14 protein-coding genes are annotated in these 18,447 nt (G+C 71.9%); 5 read left to right on the top strand and 9 right to left on the bottom strand.

Going from position 1 to position 18,447, the window contains the following annotated elements:
* The first annotated feature begins 18 nt into the window (after positions 1-18).
* The 5 genes from AB3347_RS03405 (at position 19) to AB3347_RS03385 (ending at position 6,232) form a co-directional block, all read left to right on the top strand.
* A complete protein-coding gene (locus tag AB3347_RS03405) occupies positions 19-1,317 on the top strand; it encodes an MFS transporter (RefSeq protein ID WP_369090353.1) in 1,299 nt (432 codons plus the stop codon).
* Between the two features lie 121 nt (positions 1,318-1,438).
* Complete coding sequence (locus AB3347_RS03400; protein ID WP_369090352.1) at positions 1,439-2,413, top strand: PP2C family serine/threonine-protein phosphatase; 975 nt, start codon at positions 1,439-1,441, stop codon at positions 2,411-2,413.
* A gap of 113 nt (positions 2,414-2,526) precedes the next feature.
* On the top strand, positions 2,527-4,068 hold the full coding sequence (locus AB3347_RS03395; RefSeq protein WP_369090351.1) for an FHA domain-containing protein: 1,542 nt from the start codon (positions 2,527-2,529) through the stop codon (positions 4,066-4,068).
* Positions 4,069-4,379: 311 nt separating this feature from the next.
* The gene (locus tag AB3347_RS03390; RefSeq protein ID WP_369090350.1) at positions 4,380-5,600 is read left to right on the top strand and encodes an MFS transporter; all 1,221 of its coding nucleotides are present in this window, start codon (positions 4,380-4,382) and stop codon (positions 5,598-5,600) included.
* Positions 5,601-5,608: 8 nt separating this feature from the next.
* The gene (locus AB3347_RS03385; protein ID WP_369090520.1) at positions 5,609-6,232 is read left to right on the top strand and encodes a helix-turn-helix transcriptional regulator; all 624 of its coding nucleotides are present in this window, start codon (positions 5,609-5,611) and stop codon (positions 6,230-6,232) included.
* A 28-nt stretch (positions 6,233-6,260) separates the two neighbouring features.
* Here the strand turns inward: AB3347_RS03385 and AB3347_RS03380 are convergent, their stop codons facing one another.
* From AB3347_RS03380 to AB3347_RS03340, 9 genes are all read right to left on the bottom strand, one after another.
* A complete protein-coding gene (locus tag AB3347_RS03380; RefSeq protein WP_369090349.1) occupies positions 6,261-7,949 on the bottom strand; it encodes a sensor histidine kinase in 1,689 nt (562 codons plus the stop codon).
* Complete coding sequence (locus AB3347_RS03375; RefSeq protein WP_369090348.1) at positions 7,949-9,157, bottom strand: ABC transporter substrate-binding protein; 1,209 nt, start codon at positions 9,155-9,157, stop codon at positions 7,949-7,951. Before AB3347_RS03375 ends, AB3347_RS03380 begins: the two co-directional genes overlap by 1 nt.
* Before the next feature lie 124 nt (positions 9,158-9,281).
* Entirely contained in the window at positions 9,282-10,175 is an 894-nt protein-coding gene (locus AB3347_RS03370; protein WP_369090347.1) for a pirin family protein, read from the bottom strand.
* A 75-nt stretch (positions 10,176-10,250) separates the two neighbouring features.
* Positions 10,251-12,488 carry a bifunctional serine/threonine-protein kinase/formylglycine-generating enzyme family protein gene (locus tag AB3347_RS03365; RefSeq protein ID WP_369090346.1) on the bottom strand — a complete coding sequence of 746 codons (2,238 nt, stop codon included), beginning with the start codon at positions 12,486-12,488 and terminating at the stop codon, positions 10,251-10,253.
* A gap of 8 nt (positions 12,489-12,496) precedes the next feature.
* On the bottom strand, positions 12,497-14,437 hold the full coding sequence (locus AB3347_RS03360) for a hypothetical protein (protein WP_369090345.1): 1,941 nt from the start codon (positions 14,435-14,437) through the stop codon (positions 12,497-12,499).
* A 72-nt stretch (positions 14,438-14,509) separates the two neighbouring features.
* Complete coding sequence (locus AB3347_RS03355) at positions 14,510-15,526, bottom strand: hypothetical protein (protein ID WP_369090344.1); 1,017 nt, start codon at positions 15,524-15,526, stop codon at positions 14,510-14,512.
* Entirely contained in the window at positions 15,523-16,569 is a 1,047-nt protein-coding gene (locus AB3347_RS03350; protein ID WP_369090343.1) for a hypothetical protein, read from the bottom strand. The genes AB3347_RS03355 and AB3347_RS03350 overlap by 4 nt, the downstream gene beginning before the upstream one ends.
* Before the next feature lies 1 nt (position 16,570).
* Positions 16,571-17,116, bottom strand: a complete 546-nt coding sequence (locus tag AB3347_RS03345) for a hypothetical protein (protein WP_369090342.1) — start codon at positions 17,114-17,116, stop codon at positions 16,571-16,573.
* On the bottom strand, positions 17,113-18,414 hold the full coding sequence (locus AB3347_RS03340) for a hypothetical protein (RefSeq protein ID WP_369090341.1): 1,302 nt from the start codon (positions 18,412-18,414) through the stop codon (positions 17,113-17,115). The genes AB3347_RS03345 and AB3347_RS03340 overlap by 4 nt, the downstream gene beginning before the upstream one ends.
* Positions 18,415-18,447 lie beyond the last annotated feature (33 nt).

Raw genomic sequence — 18,447 nt, 5'->3', positions numbered from 1 at the left:
CCCTACACTGTCCAGACCATGGCAGACTCCAGCACAAGCGCCGGCGCAGGCACGGTTTTGACCCACGGCGCGACCCTCGGCCAGCGCGCCGGCGCCGCGCCGTCGCGCCGCTGCAAGGTGTCCGTGGCCCGGCCGCTGCGGCACGCACGCTATCGCAACATCTGGCTGGCCAACATGGTCTCGAACATGGGCACCTGGATCCAGGCCTTCGCCTCGGCCTGGCTGGTGGCCTCGCTGTCGCAGTCGGCCGCGATCACCTCGCTGGTGCAGACCGCGACCTATGTGCCGATCTTCGTGTTCGCCCTGCTGGCCGGCGTCGTCGCCGACGCCGTGCACCGCCCCAAGTTCCTGTTCTTCTGCAACCTGTACATGGCGCTGTACGCAGCCGTCATGGCGCTGCTGGTGGGCACCGGACGGGTGGCGCCCACCCCGGTGCTGATCCTCACCTTCTGCATCGGCATCGGCACCGCCTTCATCTGGCCGGCCTGGCAGGCGGCGATGTCCAGCCTGGTCGAACCGGACGAAGTGGAAGCGGCGGCCACCCTCAACAACCTCTCGTACAACCTGTCCGCGATCGTCGGCCCGGCGCTGGGCGGCCTGCTGTTCGGCTGGATCGGACCGGGCGCGCTGTTCCTCGCCAATGCCCTGTCCTTCGCCGGCCTGCTCGGCGTCTACTGGGCCTGGTGGCGCGAAGGCAAGCCCCAGGCGCCGGTGGAACAAGGCTTCCGCCAGCGCTTCGCGCTCGGCATCCGGACCGCCTTCGGCTGCCCGCGCTACCGCCGCATCCTGCGCAACGTGTGCTCGGTGTTTTTCTCGACCATCGCTTTTGCCGGCCTGCTGCCGGTGTTCGTGCGCGACGTGCTGCAGCTGCGCTCCAGCACCTACGGCACCCTGATGGGCTGCCTGGGCGGCGGCTGCGTGCTGGCCGCCTTCTTGTTGCCCCAGTTGCGGGCGCGCTTCGACAAGACCGGGGTGCTGGCCGGCGCGCTGGCCGTGTACGGCGTCATGCTGGTGGCGATGTCGGCCAGCCGCTCGCTGTGGGTGCTGGCGCCCCTGATCGTGTGCGGCGGCATGGCCTGGTCGGCCACCGTCTCGACCCTGAACGCGGCGGCCCAGCTGTCCTTCCCGGCCGAGCTGCGGGCCCGGACCCTGTCGATCTACCTGTTCGTGATGTCCGGCGCTTACGTGGCCGGCAGTCTGGTCTGGGGCCAGGTGGCGCAGCGCTGGGGCGTGCCCTGCGCCTTCGCCGCGGCCGGTGCCTGCGTCCTGGCGAACGCGCTGGTGCTGGCGCTAGGAAACCGCAAGAACCCGCTGTAGTCGGCGCCTAATCGGACCTTCGGGCTGGCTTGTTCAGGTGTAAAGTAACAGGATCGTCACCACCATCCTGCCCATGCCTGCCGCCGTGTCCGCTTCCTTGACCGCTGCCTTGTCCGCTGCCATGCCCGAGATTCTGTCGGGCTTCCAGTTTGCCCCCTCCTACGACGTGGCGGTCGCGAGCCGCCGCGGCAGCGGCCTGCTGCAGCGCGCCGAGAACCAGGACAATTTCGTCGTCATCGACTTCGCCGGCCAGGCCTGCCGCCTGCTCGGCCAGGCGACGCACCGCGCCATCCTGGCCGGATGGCCGCCGGGCCACGGCCGACTGGCGGTGCTCGACGGGATGGGCGGGCATGGCCATGGGCGCGAGGCGGCCGAGGCGGTGGCCGCCGGCCTGCTCGCGATTCCCCCCTGCCGCACGGCGGCCGAACTGGAGCGCCACCTCGACCTGCTGCACGCCGAACTGCAGCGCCGCTTCGCCGGCGAGCCGGGTGCGCGTCCCGGCACCACGCTGACCATGCTGGAGCTGCCGGAAGGCGGCGCGCCGCTGCTCTACCACGTGGGCGATTCGCGCCTGTACGAGATCGGCCCCCAGGGTGCCGTGCCGCTCACCGTCGACCACGTGCCGGCCACCGCGGCGGCCCTCGCCGGCCGCCTCGACGAGCGCAGCTGGTGGCGCCAGGTGCACGGCGCGCATGCGCCGCAGATCAGCCAGGCCTTCATCCTCGGGAATGCCTTCGCCGACCCGGCCCGGCTGTCCGACCCGCTGTTCGCACTGACGCCGCTGAACCTGCCGTCCTGGCTGTCCGCCCTGCCCGACCGGCGCGTCCTGCAGTTGCGCGCGGATGCCGCCTACCTGCTGGCCACCGACGGCTTCTGGTCGTGCACGGCGCCGGACCGTGTCGTTGCCGGCTGGCCCAGTGTCGTGGCCGGCGCCCCCGACGCGCGCAGCATGGTGGAGCGCCTGTTCGGCGCGCTGGAAGACGCCCCGCCGGCCGGACTGCATGCCGACAACCTGACCGCGCTGGTGCTGCGCCCGCTGGGCGGACGGCCCGCCCACGCCGACGAGACCGCGCTGCCGGGCCAGCCCAGGTCTTGAAAAATTCCTAACAGAAAATAATGTTGCCAATCAATGAATGCAGCGCGCCGCTGGGCTGCGAAAAAGCGTAAGCTTGCAATGTTGTCGAATTCCATGAAACCCGCCACCGCGCCATGAACCGCTGCCGCAACCCCGAGCATCCGCATTGCACCGTCTGGGTCATGCCCGGCGAGGAGCGCTGCGCGCACGGACACGCCCAGCCGCCGCAGGTGGACGCGGCGCCTGCCGCCACGGGCGGGCTGCCGGCCAGCTTCGAGGTGATCGGCGCCCTGCGCGCGCAGCGCGCCCAGGGACCCGCGTCGGCGCACGCGCCCGCCGCCACTGGCGGCCTGGGCCGCCCGCAACTGCACATCAGCGGCTTCGATCCGCGCGCGGCCGGCGGACGCCAGGCCATCAAGCTCGAACTGCGCGGCATGCCCATCGAGTGCGCCGCCGAGCTGGACATGCTGGTGCGCTCCGGCCTGCGCCTGCGCGACGGCGAGCGCTATGCCTTCCGGCGCAGCGCGCGCGGCGACTGGCGCCCGGTGTTCCTGGAGTTTTCCTCGCGCGGCCTGGAGCACGGCCAGTACCGCGTCGACATCGAGCTGCACAGCCGGCTTCCAGGACAGCCGGCGGCGGCCCGCACCTGGACCTGCTCGCCGGTGATCCTGGTGCCGCGCCCCGACGCCAGCCTGGGCGAGATCCACCAGACCTTCCTGGCCACCCACAAGAACGTGCGCGTGAGCGCCGACGATGCCGGCATCGCACGGGTGCAGGCGCCGGGCGGCGGACGCCTCGACATCGACGTGGTGGCCCGCAATGCCTCGATCGCCCACCTGGACCTGCGCGACCCGGCCGGCTCCGCCGGCAAGCATGACCTCGGCATGGCGAGCATCGCCTGGGACGAAGACCTGATCGAGATCGACGTCCCGTTCGCCGCCGCCATCCACCCCTGTCCGGCCAGTACCGCCTGCCTGGTGCATGCCGAGCCCGATTCGGCGACGCAGCGCCACCTGCGCCTGTTCGCGCTGGACGAATGCGTGCTGGGGCGCTTCGAGGAGGTCGAGTCGGAAGCCGACCTGCTGCTGGCCCACCACGGCGAGCACGGCGAAGACCGCGGCGGCCTGACGCGCCGCCTGTCCGGCCGCCATGCCGTCATCCGCCCGGGCCGGCAGGGCTTCGAGATCGAGGACGTGTCGCGCTACGGATTGCTGCTCGACGGCGTGTGGCCGGGCAAGCATGCGCCGGCGCCGCTGCGGCCGGGCATGCGCATCGCCCTGACGGCCAGCATCCGCGGCGTGGTCGAACTCGAAGTGACGGCCCTGCTGCCGCACGGCCTGGTCCTGCACCGGGTCGACGCCGGCGCGCGCGCCGAGGCATTCTATGTGCTGGCGCCGGAAACCCATCCCGGGCGGCGCGCCATGGCGGCCCGGCCGCGCGGCGCCGGCGTGCCGCTGCTGTTCCATCGCGACGGCGGTTTCTGGCACCTGGATCCGGCCAGCGGCGTCGAGACGCCGCTGGCGCCGGGCGCCGCGCTGGACCGCCTGCCCGGCATGGGCCGGCAACTGCGCTTCACCGCCCATCCGTATCCCGAGACGTGTGCACAAGCGCGCACGCACGCCCTCCGCGCCGGCGAGCGCCGGCGCGTCCATCCCGCGGCCTGGCTCGACGCCTGAGCGTCAGGAACCCGGCGGACGCAGCATCAAGAAGATCAGCGAGGTGCCCGCCAACAGCGCCGCCTGCAGGGCGAAGACGATGACGGGAATCCTCAGGTGCTCAGGAATTTTCATGGCGCATCCTTTCGTGTGCGTGACATAGAAAACCCGTTCGGGACCACCAGTCTACGCCTGCCGCCGGCGCACGTGCGTCCTGTAGCAGCGATATGAAGCGGATCGTCCATCTGGCAGATAAATAAACATTTCCGTTTACTTATCTGCCGAGCTTGCCTACACTCCCCGCATCCACTCAATGCCACGCCAGGGGTCGTATGCAACATCGTCTGCTGATCGCCAGTACCTGCCTGCTCGCCCTGCTGTCGACCATCGGGGCCTCGCTGGCCTATCCGCTGTTGCCGCCGCTGTTCTCCGGCGCGCAGGCGAATGCGCTCAACAGCTTCCTCGGCCTGCCGCCCAAGCTGCTGTTCGGGATCGCGCTGATGGCCAACCCGATCGGCATGCTGCTCGGCAGCGCCGTGCTCGGCTCCCTGTCGGACACGCTTGGCCGGCGCCGCATGCTGCTGCTGACCACGCTCGGCGCGGCCGCCGGTCACCTGCTGACCGCCTATGCGCTGCTGGCCCAGTCATATGCGCTGCTGGTCGCGGCGCGCTTCGTCACCGGCATCCTGGAAGGCAACAGCGCCATCCTGCGCGCGCTGCTGGCCGACCGTCTGCAAGGCCCCTTGCGCAACCACGCCCTATCCTGGCTGAACGGCGCCTTCCACCTGGGCTGGCTGGCCGGACCGCTGCTGTCCGGCCTGAGCGCCGCCTACAGCCTCACCCTGCCCTTTTATGTCGCCGCCGGCGGCCTGCTGCTGGGCGCGATCCTGACGCTGGCGGTGCTCGAGCCGGGCGTACCCGATGCACCGGCCGGCGCGGGGCGCGGCTGGTGGTCGCTGGCCCGCGAACGCCATGCTTTCACCCTGCTGCGCCACGGCCCGCTGCGGACCCTGTTCCTGATCTACCTGGCCTATTCCTGCGGCGTGGCCGGCTTCTATGCATTTTTCCCGATGTGGCTGGTCGAGGTGGGCGGCTACGACGCCGCCGGGATCGCCCTGGTGAACATGGCCATGTGCGGCGTGATGACCCTGACCGCCGTGTTCGCGGGCCGCGCCCACGCCATGGACGCGCGCCTGCGCGCGAGCGGCCAGGCCGGCGCGGTGGCGCTGGCGATCCTGGGCGTCGGGATCGGGAACCTGTGGGTCGGCATGGCCGCCATCGTCGTGTTCGGCCTGCCGCATGCCTTCTATAATGCGACCTTGCAGGCCTGGGTGGCCGAGCATTTCGCCAGCCACGGCCAGGGGGCCGTGATGGGGCTGCTGTCCACCACCTTCTGCCTCGCCCATGTCGTGATGGCCTTCGGCGGCGGCTTGCTGGCGCTGGCCGACACCCGGCTGGTGCTGGTCGCGGGCGGCCTGCTGGCCGCCTGGGCGGCATTCTCGATGCGGCGCTGGAGCCGCCAGGCCGCACCGACACGACAGGAATTCGCATGAGTACCCACATGAGCACGGCGGAACAGACCCTGTTGCTGCTGAAGACGCGCGGACCGCAGACCGCCCAGGCCCTCGCCGAGGTCCTGCACCTGACCTCGATGGGCGTGCGCCGCCAGCTCGAAGCGGCCGAGGAAAAAGGCCTGGTCAGCTACGCCGACAGGCCGGGCAAGGTCGGCCGCCCGGTGCGCCTGTGGCAGCTGACCGACCTGGGGCATGCGCGCTTCCCCGACCGCCACGCCGCGCTCACCGTGGACCTGATCGGCCAGGTGCGCGCGCTGTTCGGCGACGCCGCCATCGACCGGCTGATCGACGCCCGCGAAAGCGCCAGCGAAGCCGCCTACCGGGCGGCGATCGATCCCGCCGCGCCGCTGCCCCAGCGCGCCGCCACGCTGGCGCTGTTGCGCGAGGCCGAGGGCTACATGGCCGAAACGGAGAGCGCCGCCGACGGCAGCGTGCTGCTGGTCGAGAACCACTGCCCGATCTGCGCCGCCGCGCGCAGCTGCCAGAATTTCTGCCGCTCGGAGCTCGACGTGTTCCGGCGCGTGCTGGGGCCAGGCGTGCAGGTCGAGCGGGTGGAACACCAGCTGGCCGGGGCGCGGCGCTGTGCCTACCGGATCGTGCCGGTAGACTGATCCAGCCCGAACCTCCGCGCGCCGCGCCTCAGGAAAGCGCCGGGGCGGCCGCCAGCAGCGGCAGCCGGATCGTGAAGCTGCTGCCCTGCCCGGCCCCGTCACTGTGCGCCTCGACGGCGCCGCCGTGCAGTTCCACCAGTTTCTTCACCAGCGCCAGGCCCAGCCCGAGTCCGCCCTGGGCGCGGTCGGGGGTGCGCTCGGCCTGGGTGAACAGGTCGAACACCACCGGCAACAGGTCAGGCCCGATGCCGATGCCGTTGTCCGCTACCCGCAGCACCGCCCAGTCCTTGTCTTCGTGCAGCGAGACGCGCAGTTCGCCGCCTTCCGGCGTGTACTTGGCCGCATTGTTGAGCAGGTTGGCGGCTACCTGGATCAGCCTGGTCCGGTCGCCGCTCACCGGCAGCGGGCGGGGCGCGGCGTCGAGCACCAGCCGGTGCCGGCGGGCTTCGATCACGGGAACCACCTGCTCGACGGCCTCGCGCAGCACGGCGCCGAGGTCGACGTCGGCCTTGTTGATCGTGACCAGGCCGCGCGTGACGCGCGAGACATCCAGCAGGTCGTCGACCAGGTGGGTCATGTGGGCCACCTGGCGCGCGATCACCTCGCTCGCCTGCCGCACCCGCGCTTCGTTCGCGAACAGCATGCGCAGCAGCTGCGCGGCGCTGCTGATCGGCGCCAGCGGATTGCGCAGTTCGTGCGCCAGCATGGCCAAGAACTCGTCCTTGCGCTGGTGCTCGCGCTGCAGGTGCTCCTGCTGCCGCTGCAGGCGGTCGAGCATCTGGTTGATCGATTTCGCCAGGGTGATGGTCTCGCTGCTGCCCACCAGCTCGGCGCGGTGCGCGGTGATGCCTTCTTCGCCGAGCCTGCCGGCGAACTGCTCGAGCTTGCGCAGGTCCTGGGTCAGGCCGAGCGAAAGCCGTGTGCCCAGCAGGAACACCCCCAGCGCCAGCAAGACCGCGATCCCGCCGATCAGCGCGTATTGCGACGCCGGCTCATGCAGGATGTCGCCAAGCGCGGAGGTGTCCATGCGCAGCGCCAGGCCCAGGTGCTGCAGCTGGGCCGGCACCTTGACCGGCATGTCCAGGTAGGCGCCGGCCGATGCGGGCCGGGCCTGGTCCTTCCAGCTGAGGGTGACCGCCGGTCCGGGGTGGAGGTCGCGGATCCTGAGCTTGTAGACCAGGGCGCCTTCCGGGGTGTTCGTGCGCGAGTAGTGCAGCAGGCTGACGCCGACCAGTTCCGCGCCCTCGGGCCGATCGAAGATGGCGGTTTTCTCCAGGCCCTGCTCGATGCGCGCGCGCAGCCAGGCCAGCTGTTCCTCGTCGAAGCGCTCCAGGCCGTTGCCTGCGACCGCCTTGCCTTCGAAATCGGTAAACAACACCTGGACCGGGATGCCGTTGATCTGGCGCAGGCCGCCGAGGAAGGGCGCCAGGTAGGTTTCCCTGCCCGCGCTGTCGACCAGGCCGGTGGCCAGGATCGGGCTGTTCCCCACTTCCTCCATGCGCGAGACCAGGGTGGCGAGGGTATTGCCGATGGTCCGCGCATGGAAAGCGGCCTCGCGCTGCTGCAGCAGGGCGACCGCGGCATCGTGCTGGCGATTGACCAGCCAGAGCGAGGTCGCCGCCACCAGCAGCACGGCGGCGGCGGTCAGGATCGCCGAGGCCAGCGCAAAGCGCCGCGTCAGGCTCGTGCTGCCAAGTAGCGACCACAGCCTCATCATCAGTCGTCGGCCGGCACGAGCACGCCGTCCGCGCGGTAGCGGGCAATCAGGAGTTCCCTGGCGCTCAGGGCCTCATGGCGCGACGGCGTGAACGGCGGCGCGTAGTGCTTGACCAGGCCGCGATACGGGCCCAGCTTTTCCAGCGCGTCGCGCACCGCCTTCCGGTCGGTGCTGCCGGCCCGGTCGATCGCCTTGGCCAGGATGTGCATCAGGTCATAGGCATGCGCCACGCCCACCGGCCCCCGGATGTCCTCGATCCTGCGCACCGGCGACACCGCCGCCACGCTGCGCATGAAGCGCGCCAGCTGCTGCTGGTCGGCGCGGAAGAAGGAAAAGGTCTGGATGACGGAGAAGTCGACCTTGTTCAGGGCCGGTCCGGCCTGCCTGGTGAACTCGCCGCCGGTCACGCCCCAGTGGCTCAGGATCGGCACCTGCTCGGAAGCCGGCAGGGCCGCCACCTCGCGCACCAGTACGGCCGCTTCGTCGTCGTTGGCCACCAGCACGATGGCCTGGGCGCCGGCGCTGCGCAATGCCTTGTACTTGGCGACCAGGGTCTGGTCGCGCCAGTTGTACCAGGCGGTCTGCACGATGGTGATGTGCTTGTTGGCGGCCGCATGCTTCTCGGCCGCGGCCAGGTTGCTGCGTCCCCACGAGGTATTCGTCAGCAGCAGGCCGACCCGGTCCAGGCCGCGCTTGTGCGCCGTCTGCAGCAGCTTGGGCATGGCCAGGCTGTCGCGCAGCGACAGGCGGTAGACGTAATTCGGCTGCATGTCGTTGTCGATGATGGCGTCGGCCGAGGACCAGGGCACCAGGAACAGGGTCCGGGTGGCTTTCAGGGTCGGCAGTTCTTCGATGACGACGGGGCTGAAGCGACCGCCGAACACGGCCACCAGGTCGCGCATGCGCGCGAACTCCTCGATGTTGCGGATGCCGCGCGCGGGGATCGAGCGATGATCCTTGGTCACCAGTTCGACTGGCCGGCCTTTCAACACGCCGCCGGCGCGGTTGATCTCGGCAATGGCGGTACGCAGGCCCAGCTCCACGGCCTGGGCCGAGGTGCTGTTGTCCAGGCCGAATTCGGCATCGAGGCCGACGCGCACCGGCATCGGCTCGGCCCTTGCGCCGGCGCTGCACAATGCGAGGAGGACGACACTGACCATCAGGCCGGTGACGAGCTTGCTCAAACGGGAGGCGATCGGTTTCTGCATGGTTGGCCCGGAAAATGCGGACTAGCATTGTAAACCGCAAATACGCCGGACGCGACCGATAGCTTTCCTGAGGCAAACTATTGCTTGCCCGATACAACAGCCTGCGCCGCCGCGTGCTGGCCGGCTAGCCCTCGTGCTTCCACGCCGCCGGCCAGGCCGGCAGCGGGATACGCTCGTCGTCGCCCGGCACCGGCACGAAGGCGTTCGCTTCCCAGTCGCGCGCCGACTGCTCGATGCGCTCGCGGCTCGACGAGACGAAGTTCCAGAAGATGTAGCGCCGTCCGTCCAGGGGTTCGCCGCCGATCAGCACGAAGCGCGCACCCGCGCTCGACGCCACCCGCAGCGCCGCGCCGGGCTCCACCATGGCCATGGTATTGGCCGGAATGGCTTCGCCATCCACCTCGATGGCGCCGATCGGCGCGTACACGGCGCTTTCTGGCGGCAAGCCGTCGAGCACGATCGCGCCGCCCGGCGCCAGCTGGACGTCCAGGTAGAGCGTGCTGCTGAAGGTCGGCACCGGCGAGCTGCGCCCGAAGGCGCTGCCGACCAGCACCCGCACGGTCGCGCCTTCGAAGGCGATTTCCGGAATGTCCCGGGCCGGCGTGTGCGAGAAGGCGGCCGGCGCTTCCTCGTGCTCGCGCGGCAGCGCCGCCCATAGCTGCAGGCCGTGGGTGCGGCGCACCCGTCCCAGCAGGTCGTCGGGGGTGCGCTCGGAGTGGACGATGCCGCTGCCGGCCGTCATCCAGTTGATCGCCCCGGGCTCGATACGCTGCTCGGTGCCCAGGCTGTCGCGATGCATGATCGCGCCTTCGAACAGGTAAGTGACGGTCGCCAGGCCGATGTGCGGATGCGGACGCACGTCGTGGCGCGCGCCGGGCTGGGCTTCCACCGGGCCCATGTGGTCGAAGAACAGGAAGGGCCCGACCGACTGGCGCGCCGCCGCCGGCAGGATGCGCCGGACCGTGAAGCCGCCGCCGAGGTCCTTGTCGTGCGATTTGAACAGGTGGGCAATGGCCATGGCGCGCTCTCCGTGCAGGGTTGATTGTCTTACTGTACACCATCCGCGCGACGGGCCGGCGGCTCGCCGCGCGCCTCAGCCCAGCTCGCGCACCACGCGAAAGCCGACGATGTCGTTCGACAGCATGCTGGAAAAGCCGTTGCGCAGCGCCGAGCGCAGGTAGCGCGGGTTGTACAGCCAGGAACCGCCGCGCAGGATGCGGCGGGCCTGGTCGCCGCCGCTCTCCCAGGCGCTGCCGTCCAGCGGGGCGCCGGCGTAGTTGTCGTGGACCACGTCCTGCACCCACTCCCACACGTTGCCGTGCATGTCGTACAGGCCCCAGGGATTGGGCGGGAACATGCCGCTCGGCGTGGTGCCGTGCCGGTTGGCGCCGCGCGGGCCGCCGTTGTAGCTGAAGCTGCCGTCGTAGTTGGCCTGCTCGGGGCTGATGGTGTCGCCGCAGCTGAAGGCGGTCCTGGTGCCGGCGCGGCAGGCGTATTCCCATTCGGCCTCGCTCGGCAGGCGGTAGCGCTTGCCGGTAGCGGCCGACAGCCACTGCAGGTAGCGCTGGGCGTCGTGCCAGGTCACGCCCACCACCGGGTGCGCATCGGTCTGGGGAAAGCCGGGTTCGCGCCAATCGACCTCGCCCATCGGCTCCCAGCCGGTGGCCCGCGCAAACACCCGCCATTCGCCCACCGTCACCGGATGGCGGCCCAGCGCGAACGTCCGCTCGATCCCGACCCAGCGCTGCGGCGTCTCGCGCTCCAGCCACTTCTTCTGGGCGCCGGCCGCCATCGCGATCTTGCGCTCGTGTTCGTGCGAGCCCATCTGGAAGCGCCCGGCCGGGATCACGACCAGCGACGGGCCGCTGCCTGCGCCGTCGAGGAAGGGATCGCACAGCACGCCGCCCGCGTCAGGGGTGTCCGCCACCGGGCTGGCCGCGATCGGCTGCGGCGGCTGCAGTTCCGACGCGCTGCGCACCGCCTCCAGCTCGCGTGCCCGCTTCTGCTTCGCCAGGTAGGCAGCCGCGGCCTTCAGCTGGGCGGCCTTGCGCTGCGCTTCTTCCTGGGCCTGGCGGGCCTTGGCGGCTTCTTCCTCGCGCCGGGCCAGCAACTGGGCGCGCAGCGCTTCCTTGCGCGCCGCGCGCGCCTGCTCCTGGGCCGCGCGCTCCAGGCGCTGCTGCTCGCGGCGCTGGCGCTCGACCTCGGCGCGCGCTGCAGTGCGTGCTGCAGCCCGCGCCTGCTCCTCGGCGGCGCGGCGCGCAGCCAGCCCCTGTTCGCGCTGCTGCGCCTCGCGCCGCGCGGCCTGTTCCTGCTCCGCGCGCGCTTGCGGCGACGGCCCGGCCGCGTGGCGCAAGGCGTCGAGCAGCGCGCGCACGCTGGGCGGACGCGCCGCGGCAGCGTGCGCCAGGCCGGCGCGCAAGGCGTCCCACTGGTGCGGCTCCAGGGCGCCGGGCGCCACCGAAGGATCGGGCGGCAGCGCGCCGTCCAGCATCTGGTAGATCATCATCGACACCGCGTACACGTCGAGCGCCGGCGCCGGCTGGCCCTGCGCGCTGCCGGCTTCGGGCGCGCGGTAGCCGGCGGTGCCGGACGTGGCCGGCGCATCGAGCGGCGCGCCCTGGCCGCCGCCCGCTGCCGAACGGGCGCGCGCCGCGATGCCGAAGTCGAGCAGCTTGACCTCGCCGCGCCGGGTGAGGAACAGGTTGCCGGGCTTGATGTCGCGGTGCACCAGGCCGTGCTTGTCCCAGGCGTAGTCGAGGGCGGCGGCCACCGGGTCGAGCAGCGCCAGTACCCGCGCGAGCGGCAGGCGTCCTTCGCGCGCCAGCAGGCTGTCGAGATCCTCGCCCTCGAGGCATTCCATGATGATGAAGTAGCTCGCCGTGGCCGGGTCCTGGGCCCATTCGTAGACCCGCACGATGTTCTCGTGGGCCAGGCGGCGCGCCCGGGTGGCCTCCTGGATCAGCAGCTTGGCCTGCAGCGCCGACTGGGTCAGCTGCGGCGGCAGGATCTTCAGGGCCACCTGGGCGCTGTGGCCCAGTTCGGCATGGGTGGCGAGGTCGGTCGCCTGCCACACCTGGCCCATGCCGCCCTGCGCGATCAGGCGCTCGAGCCGGTAGCGCCGGTTCTGCGGGCCGAGTTCCTGCCCGGCCATCAGGCCGATCTCGGTGCCGGGGCGCACGCGCTGCGCCGCGGCCTGCTGCGGAGCGGCCTCGGCGGGCTGGTAGGCCGCATCGAGGATCGCGTTCTTGCGCAGGTCGAACTCGGTGCGGCTCAGCAGTCCGTCCTCGTGCAGGGCACGCAGTTCGCGGATCTTGTCGATGGCGGTCTGCATCGCCTGCGTCAATGCGGCAAGGCCGCGCCGCAGGCGGCGCAGAAACGCTCTTCGGCGAGAGCCGGATGGCCGTTGGCGCAGCGCCGCGGCGCCGCCGCGAGGGCGCCGGCCTGGGTCGCCAGCAGCGCCACCTGGTGGCGGCGGTCCTTGTCCACCTCCAGTTCGCGCCGGGCCTGCTCCTCGCGTACCAGCTGCAGCGCCTCGGCGGTGGTCAGCCGGCCCGCGCCGCCGATGCCGGCCAGGGCCGTCAGCTGGTCGGCGTCCATGCCGGCGTGCACGCGGGTTTTCATGAAGTCGTTCAGGGCCGCCGCGTTCGGAGCCGCCGCCAGCGCCAGCTTGGCGGTGTCGTCCATCGCCGCGAAGGCTTCCAGGCGGCGCAGCTCGAGCGCGTGGCGGCGTTCCTCGCCGTCGAGCTGCACGTCCTGCAGCGCCCTGGCCTGGCGCGCCTCGAGCTCGATGGTGCGCGCCAGCTTGTCCTGCTGGGCCACGCTGCGGGTGGACTCGATGCGCTGGCGCGCCTGTTCGTCTTCCCACTCCTGCAGGCGCGCGGCCTCGCGCCGGCGCGCCGCGTTGGCCAGCGCCAGCGACTGGTGGCGCGCCAGGTGTTCTTCCTCGTCGATGGCGCGCGCGCGGCGCGCGCCATCGGCTTCGTCAAGGCGCAGGCGCACCAGTTCCTCCTGCCGGCGGGCGGCGTCCTCGATCAGCGCGGCCTGTTCGATCTTGTGGCGGATCTGCTGCTGCAGCAGCTGTTGCGAGAAGCGCTGGCGCGCGATGGCCTGGGCCTGGCGCGCATCCTGCTGCGCCACCTCGAGCTCGCTGCGCATGCGCAGCTGGGCCAGCGCGCGCAGATGCTGCCATTCCTGGGCTTCGTCGAGGCGGCGGGCGCCCTTCTTCGCCAGTTCGTGCTCCAGCTCGGCCAGCGCATCGCCGGCGCCGCGCTCGAGCGCCTGCTTGCGCGAACCGGCGTCGAGGATGCGCGCGTACAGCTCGATCTGGCGCGCCCGCACGGCGTGGGCGCGGTCGGCGCCCTGCAGCGACAGCTCGGCGCGCGCCACCGCGTCGTCCTGGCGCAGTTCCAGTTCGCGCTGGCGCACCCGCGCGGCCTGCTCGGCGCGGCGCAGGCGCTGCCATTCCTCGGCATCGTACAGGTCGTCGAGGTGCTTGGCATGCTCGATCTGCACGTGGCGCTCGTCGGCGGCCAGCCACAGGCTGCCGACCCGGGCGCGGTTGGCGTCGTACTTGTCGTGACGCAGTTCGACGGTGTCGACCTTCGCCACCGCCAGCCCGTATTCGGCCAGCAGCAGCTTCAGGCCGCCCTGCAGGCGCTGGTCGAGCTGCTCGCGCAGGTCGCGGCTGCCGGCCATTTCGCGGATCGAGCGCGCGCCCACGAATTCCTCGGCGAGCTGGCGCACCGGGGCCGCCAGCAGTTCGCGCAGCTCCTGGGTGCCGATGGTGCCCGGCACCGTCATGAAGTGGCGCGCAAAGGCCGGCACGTTCTCGATGCGAACGCTCACCGTCAGGCGCGCGCTCACCGCCAGCTGTTCGGCGGTGAGCACCTCGTCGAAGCGGAACGCCACCGGCAGCGCGGCCGTGCGGGTGACCAGGATCTCGGCGTGCTGGTCGCGCAGCAGGTGGTTCAGGCGCGTGAAGAAGCCTTCGATCTCGTACTCGCCCTGCGGCACCTCGGTGGCCTGCTCGCCCTGCAGGATGTAGGCGCGCGCGGTGGCCGGCACGCGCAGGGTCTTGACGAACACGCCGGACAGCGCGCGCACGCCGAAGAACACCGCCAGCTCGTCCGGCCCGGCGACCCAGCGGTTCTCGCGCAACACCGGCACGTTGCGCGGGGCGCCCAGGATCAGGCCGCAGCCGCCGCAATAGCGCGCATCGCCGCCGAGCTTGCGCTCGCAGCGCGGGCAACTGGCGCCGCCCAATCCGAACATCTGGAACATATCCGACTCCGTTTCAACGATTGCTACATCTGCAACAAGGCGCCCACCGATTCTAGCGCAGCCGGGCGCGATTCAAATGATCCCGATCCTGTCCACGCACGCCACGCTGGCGCCGCGCGCCCGGAGCGCGTCGCGCCAGCCGGCCGGCAGTTGCGCGTCCCAGGCGCGCGGCAGCAGGATGCGGTCGCCCGGCGCCGCCAGCCGCGCCAGCAGCCCGCATTTCGCCTCGACCCCTTCCACCGTCTCGACCCGCCCGGCGTGCCAGGCCGACGACTGGCCGCTGGCCAGCACCCGCCCGCGCGGCAGGAACTCGCGCCCGCGCGCGATGCGGTCGGCCACCACCAGCGCCAGCTCGAAGGAGGCGCCCTGGAAGCGTTCCGCGCCGAAGCGCACCGTGCTGCGCCACTGGCCGGGGCCGCGCCCGTCGAAGTGGCGCGCCGCGGCCAGCACCGCGCGCACGCGCGCCTGCAGGGCGGCATCGACGCCGGGCGCCGCGATGCTGGCTTCTTCCTCGCCGTCCCTGCCGTCGTGCGGCGCCGGGCGCACGCTGACCTCGACCCAGCACAGGCTGTCGTCCGCGCCGCCGCTGAGCAGCGGGAACCAGGCGCGCGCCGAGGACACGGCCGCCGCCGGATCGGGATGCCCGCTCAGCGCGCCGAGGTGCGGCAGGCCGTCCGGGCCGCCGGCCAGCACGCCCACCGGCACCCGGCGCAACTGGTGGCCGTCGATGCGTCCCAGCTCCCAGGCGTCGGACCAGCCGTTGGCCACCAGCGGCGCCGGTTCTCGCGGATCCGGCTGCAAGACCCCGCGCACCAGGCGGTCGGCCAGCACGCAGGCCAGTTCCCAGTCGCGGCTGCCGGGGGGCGGCGCACGGTCGAGGCTCAGCACCACCTGCTCGCGGCTGTCGAAACGGGGCTCGGTGTGGCGCGCCAGGCGCGCCACTTCCTGCATGCGCCGGGCCAGCTCCGGCGCGTCCGGCACGCTGCACTTGAGCTCGGCGCGGCCGTCGCGCGGGCGCACGGTGGCGCTCACGGTCAGCATCGACCCGTCCGGCGCGATGCTGCGGCAGCTGATGCCGGCGGCGCTCATGCCGGCTCTCCCACCGCTTCGCGGCGCGCGGCGCAGTCGCATTCGAGGTTGGCGACGATGCGGTCGAGTTCCTCCAGCAGCATCGGCAGCATGGCCGCATCGCCCAGCTTCATGCGCGCCAGCAGCGCCCAGGCTTCGTCCAGGGCGCCCGCTGCGCGACGGCTGTGGCGGGCGCGGCGCAGCTGCCCGTCTGCGGCCAGCGGCCGGCCGGGCGCCGCCAGGGCCAGCGCCGGCATGGTGCCCACCGACAGGCTCACCAGGTCGAGGCGGCGCAGCAGCGCTTGGTGGCGGCGGAAACCCACGCAGTCGTCCGGCAGCACCGCCAGGCGGATCCCGCACATCAGGCCGGGCAGCTCCAGGAACAGGCGGCGCAGCGCCTGCGCGTCTTCACGCCCGGGATCGAACACCGCCTGTCGCGGCGTCGTCGCCGGCGCGCCGGCCGGCTGCGGCGCCGCCTGCGCCGCCAGGCGCGCGCTCAGCAGTGCGGCCAGGTCGCGCGCGGCGCCCAGGTCGACCGGCAGGCAATCGTCCACCATCACCCCGAAACGGGTGTACAGCAGCTGGTTGAAGCCGCTGCGAAAGACGTTCCACTCCTCGAAGCTGGTGCAGGGCGGCAGGTCCAGGTTGCCCTGGGCCAGCTCGCGCTGCAGGGCCGCCTGCAGCGCCGCGACGAAGCCGTCCAGCGCCACCCGTTCGCCGCCCTCGCTGGCCAGGAACAGGTCGAAGCGCTGCTGCGCCTCGCGCGGGTCGGGCGTGTCGATGGCGAAGCGCACCCGCAGGCCGATCTCCGGTGCAGCTTCAAACGGCGTCAGGTCGCAGGCATAGGGGCCGGGATGCACGCACCACGCCGTCTCGCCGTCCAGCGGCGCCACCCGCGCGCCTTCGCTCAGGCGGCGCGTGCGCCCTTCCCGGCTGGCCAGCACGGCGAAGCGTCCGGCCGGCACCGTGCAGCCCCCGGCCAGCGGCAGCGCAATGAAGTCCGCGCCCAGGCCCGCAAGCTCCGGGGGCGGTTGGCGGAACGGCCGTGTGAACAGGTTCAGCATGCTAGGTCCCGGACGGCGCCACGGGTTCGACCGCGAAGCGCGCCCCGTGGTGCTGGAAGTGCGGCGCCGGCGCGTCCGGGAAGGGCCAGGGGCCTTCCAGTTCGCCATCGCTGTCGAGCGCTCCTTCGAGCACCGTGTTGCCGGCGCCGTCGCGCACCCGCAGCCTTTGTCCGCCCTGCAGCAGCATGGCCGCCGGCGGCGCTTGCGGGTCGAGCTGCAGGATCACCCGTCCCCCGACAACATGCAGGCGCCAGTGGCCGTCGTCGGTCGCCAGGGCCTCGAAGGCGGCGCCGCTGTCGGCGGCGCGCAGCATGCCGCCGCTGCCGGTCCAACGGGGCGTGGCCTGGGCGCGGCGCGCCTGCGCCAGCGTGCGCAGGCGGCGCGCCGTCAACGGCGAGGCCTGCAGCGCCGCCCGTTCGCCGGCCGTCAGGGGCCGGCTGCCGTCGAGCGCGCCCAACAGCACCGCATCGTCCAGCATCAAGCGGTCGCCTTCGACCCGGCGCCGCCCCAGCAACTGCGCCTGCAGCTTGCGGTCCAGTTCCGTCATGCCCATCGTGATTCCTCCTTCTTGCCGGCCGCCCCGGCCGCCGCGCATTCGAGCCTGGCGATGGCGGCGTCGCGCCGCTTGCGCAAGGTCGGCAGCGAGACCTGGTCCAGCAGCGCGAGCTGCTGCATGGTCGGCAGTTCGCCGCTGGCCGGGTCGAGCCAGGCGAGCGGGTAGCTGTCGTCGAAGGGCCCCAGCAGTTTCAGGTAGACCGCCAGCCGTACCGGCAGCGAATCGTCCGCCATCATGTGCAGTGCCCAGCTGCCGCGGACCTCGGCCGCCGCCGCCACCTGGAGATAGCTGGGGGCCAGGGAAACGCGCGCGGCAAGCACCTCGTCCAGCATGGGCAGCGGTGCAAGGGCCGGCGCTTCGTCCTCCGGCTCGCCCACCCCGTCCAGCGCATCCTGGCGCGCTTCCAGGATGCGGTCGGGTCCGGGCGTGGCGGCCGCTTCGGACTCGCCCAGCACGCGCCAGTAGTCGTCCAGCCAGGCGCCGGCGTCGTCCGCGTCCTGCAGCCAGTCGCGCTCGCCGTTCGCGGACAGGGCCTGGTATTCGCCGATCTCGCGCAGCATCGCGCCGATCTTGCCGGGATTGTCCTTCAGGGCCGCGAAGCGCTTCGAGCGGGTATGCAGGGGCCCGGGACTGCCGCCGAAGCGCGCCAGGGACTCGCTCCAGCGCAGGATCCATTCGGGGCGGCAATCAAGCACGCCGCGCAGCTGGCGCGCCTCGATCGGCTCGGCGTCCAGCGGACGGCCGAGGATGGCGCCGACCTGCTCGCGGTGCTCGCGCCAGGACCCGAACAGGCGCGCCACTTCGCCGTAGGCTGTGTCGAGCATCCGGTAGGCGTACATGCGGTTGGGGCTGCAGGGTCGGCCGCAGGCGGCCTGGTAGTTGTCGCTGTCGACCTTGTCGCGCAGGACCGCGTACAGGTCGTTGAATTTCTTGCGCAGCAGGGCGTCGCCGCCGGGCGCCGCCCAGAAGGCCTGGGAGCGCGCATGTTCCCCGGCCACCGCCGTGCACAGCGCGCTCCAGTCGGCCGGCCGCGCCTGCAGTTCGTAGACCAGGCTCAGGGCCAGCTCGCGCACCGTGTCGCCATAGCTGTTGCCGGGCATGGCGGCGCGCCCGCCGCCGGCCTGCAGCGCCTGCGCAACCGCGTCCACGTAGTCCGCCAGCAGTTCCGCGTCCGGCGCCAGCAGGCGCAGGGGGTCGATGCGGGCGAATGCCTGCAGCGAGCATTGTCCCAGCAACTTGCGGACCTGCTCCCAACCATGCTCCTGGTACCGGGTTCCCGGCAAACGCATACCTTCCTCATACGATGGCCATCCGCAACAGAG

Source organism: Massilia sp. X63 (assembly GCF_041023745.1).
In the GTDB taxonomy this organism is placed as follows: Bacteria; Pseudomonadota; Gammaproteobacteria; order Burkholderiales; family Burkholderiaceae_D; genus Telluria.
The sequence above is the reverse complement of the archived record's forward strand: the minus strand, read 5'-3'. Positions and strand labels throughout refer to the sequence as shown.

Bases quoted from the DNA above. Each gene is read 5' to 3' on its own strand.
- AB3347_RS03405 (WP_369090353.1), top strand. From the start codon at position 19: ATGGCAGACTCCAGCACAAGCGCCGGCGCAGGCACGGTTTTGACCCAC.
- AB3347_RS03400 (WP_369090352.1), top strand. From the start codon at position 1,439: ATGCCCGAGATTCTGTCGGGCTTCCAGTTTGCCCCCTCCTACGACGTG.
- AB3347_RS03395 (WP_369090351.1), top strand. From the start codon at position 2,527: ATGAACCGCTGCCGCAACCCCGAGCATCCGCATTGCACCGTCTGGGTC.
- AB3347_RS03390 (WP_369090350.1), top strand. From the start codon at position 4,380: ATGCAACATCGTCTGCTGATCGCCAGTACCTGCCTGCTCGCCCTGCTG.
- AB3347_RS03385 (WP_369090520.1), top strand. From the start codon at position 5,609: ATGAGCACGGCGGAACAGACCCTGTTGCTGCTGAAGACGCGCGGACCG.
- AB3347_RS03380 (WP_369090349.1), bottom strand. From the start codon at position 7,949: ATGATGAGGCTGTGGTCGCTACTTGGCAGCACGAGCCTGACGCGGCGC.
- AB3347_RS03375 (WP_369090348.1), bottom strand. From the start codon at position 9,157: ATGCAGAAACCGATCGCCTCCCGTTTGAGCAAGCTCGTCACCGGCCTG.
- AB3347_RS03370 (WP_369090347.1), bottom strand. From the start codon at position 10,175: ATGGCCATTGCCCACCTGTTCAAATCGCACGACAAGGACCTCGGCGGC.
- AB3347_RS03365 (WP_369090346.1), bottom strand. From the start codon at position 12,488: ATGCAGACCGCCATCGACAAGATCCGCGAACTGCGTGCCCTGCACGAG.
- AB3347_RS03360 (WP_369090345.1), bottom strand. From the start codon at position 14,437: ATGTTCCAGATGTTCGGATTGGGCGGCGCCAGTTGCCCGCGCTGCGAG.
- AB3347_RS03355 (WP_369090344.1), bottom strand. From the start codon at position 15,526: ATGAGCGCCGCCGGCATCAGCTGCCGCAGCATCGCGCCGGACGGGTCG.
- AB3347_RS03350 (WP_369090343.1), bottom strand. From the start codon at position 16,569: ATGCTGAACCTGTTCACACGGCCGTTCCGCCAACCGCCCCCGGAGCTT.
- AB3347_RS03345 (WP_369090342.1), bottom strand. From the start codon at position 17,116: ATGACGGAACTGGACCGCAAGCTGCAGGCGCAGTTGCTGGGGCGGCGC.
- AB3347_RS03340 (WP_369090341.1), bottom strand. From the start codon at position 18,414: ATGCGTTTGCCGGGAACCCGGTACCAGGAGCATGGTTGGGAGCAGGTC.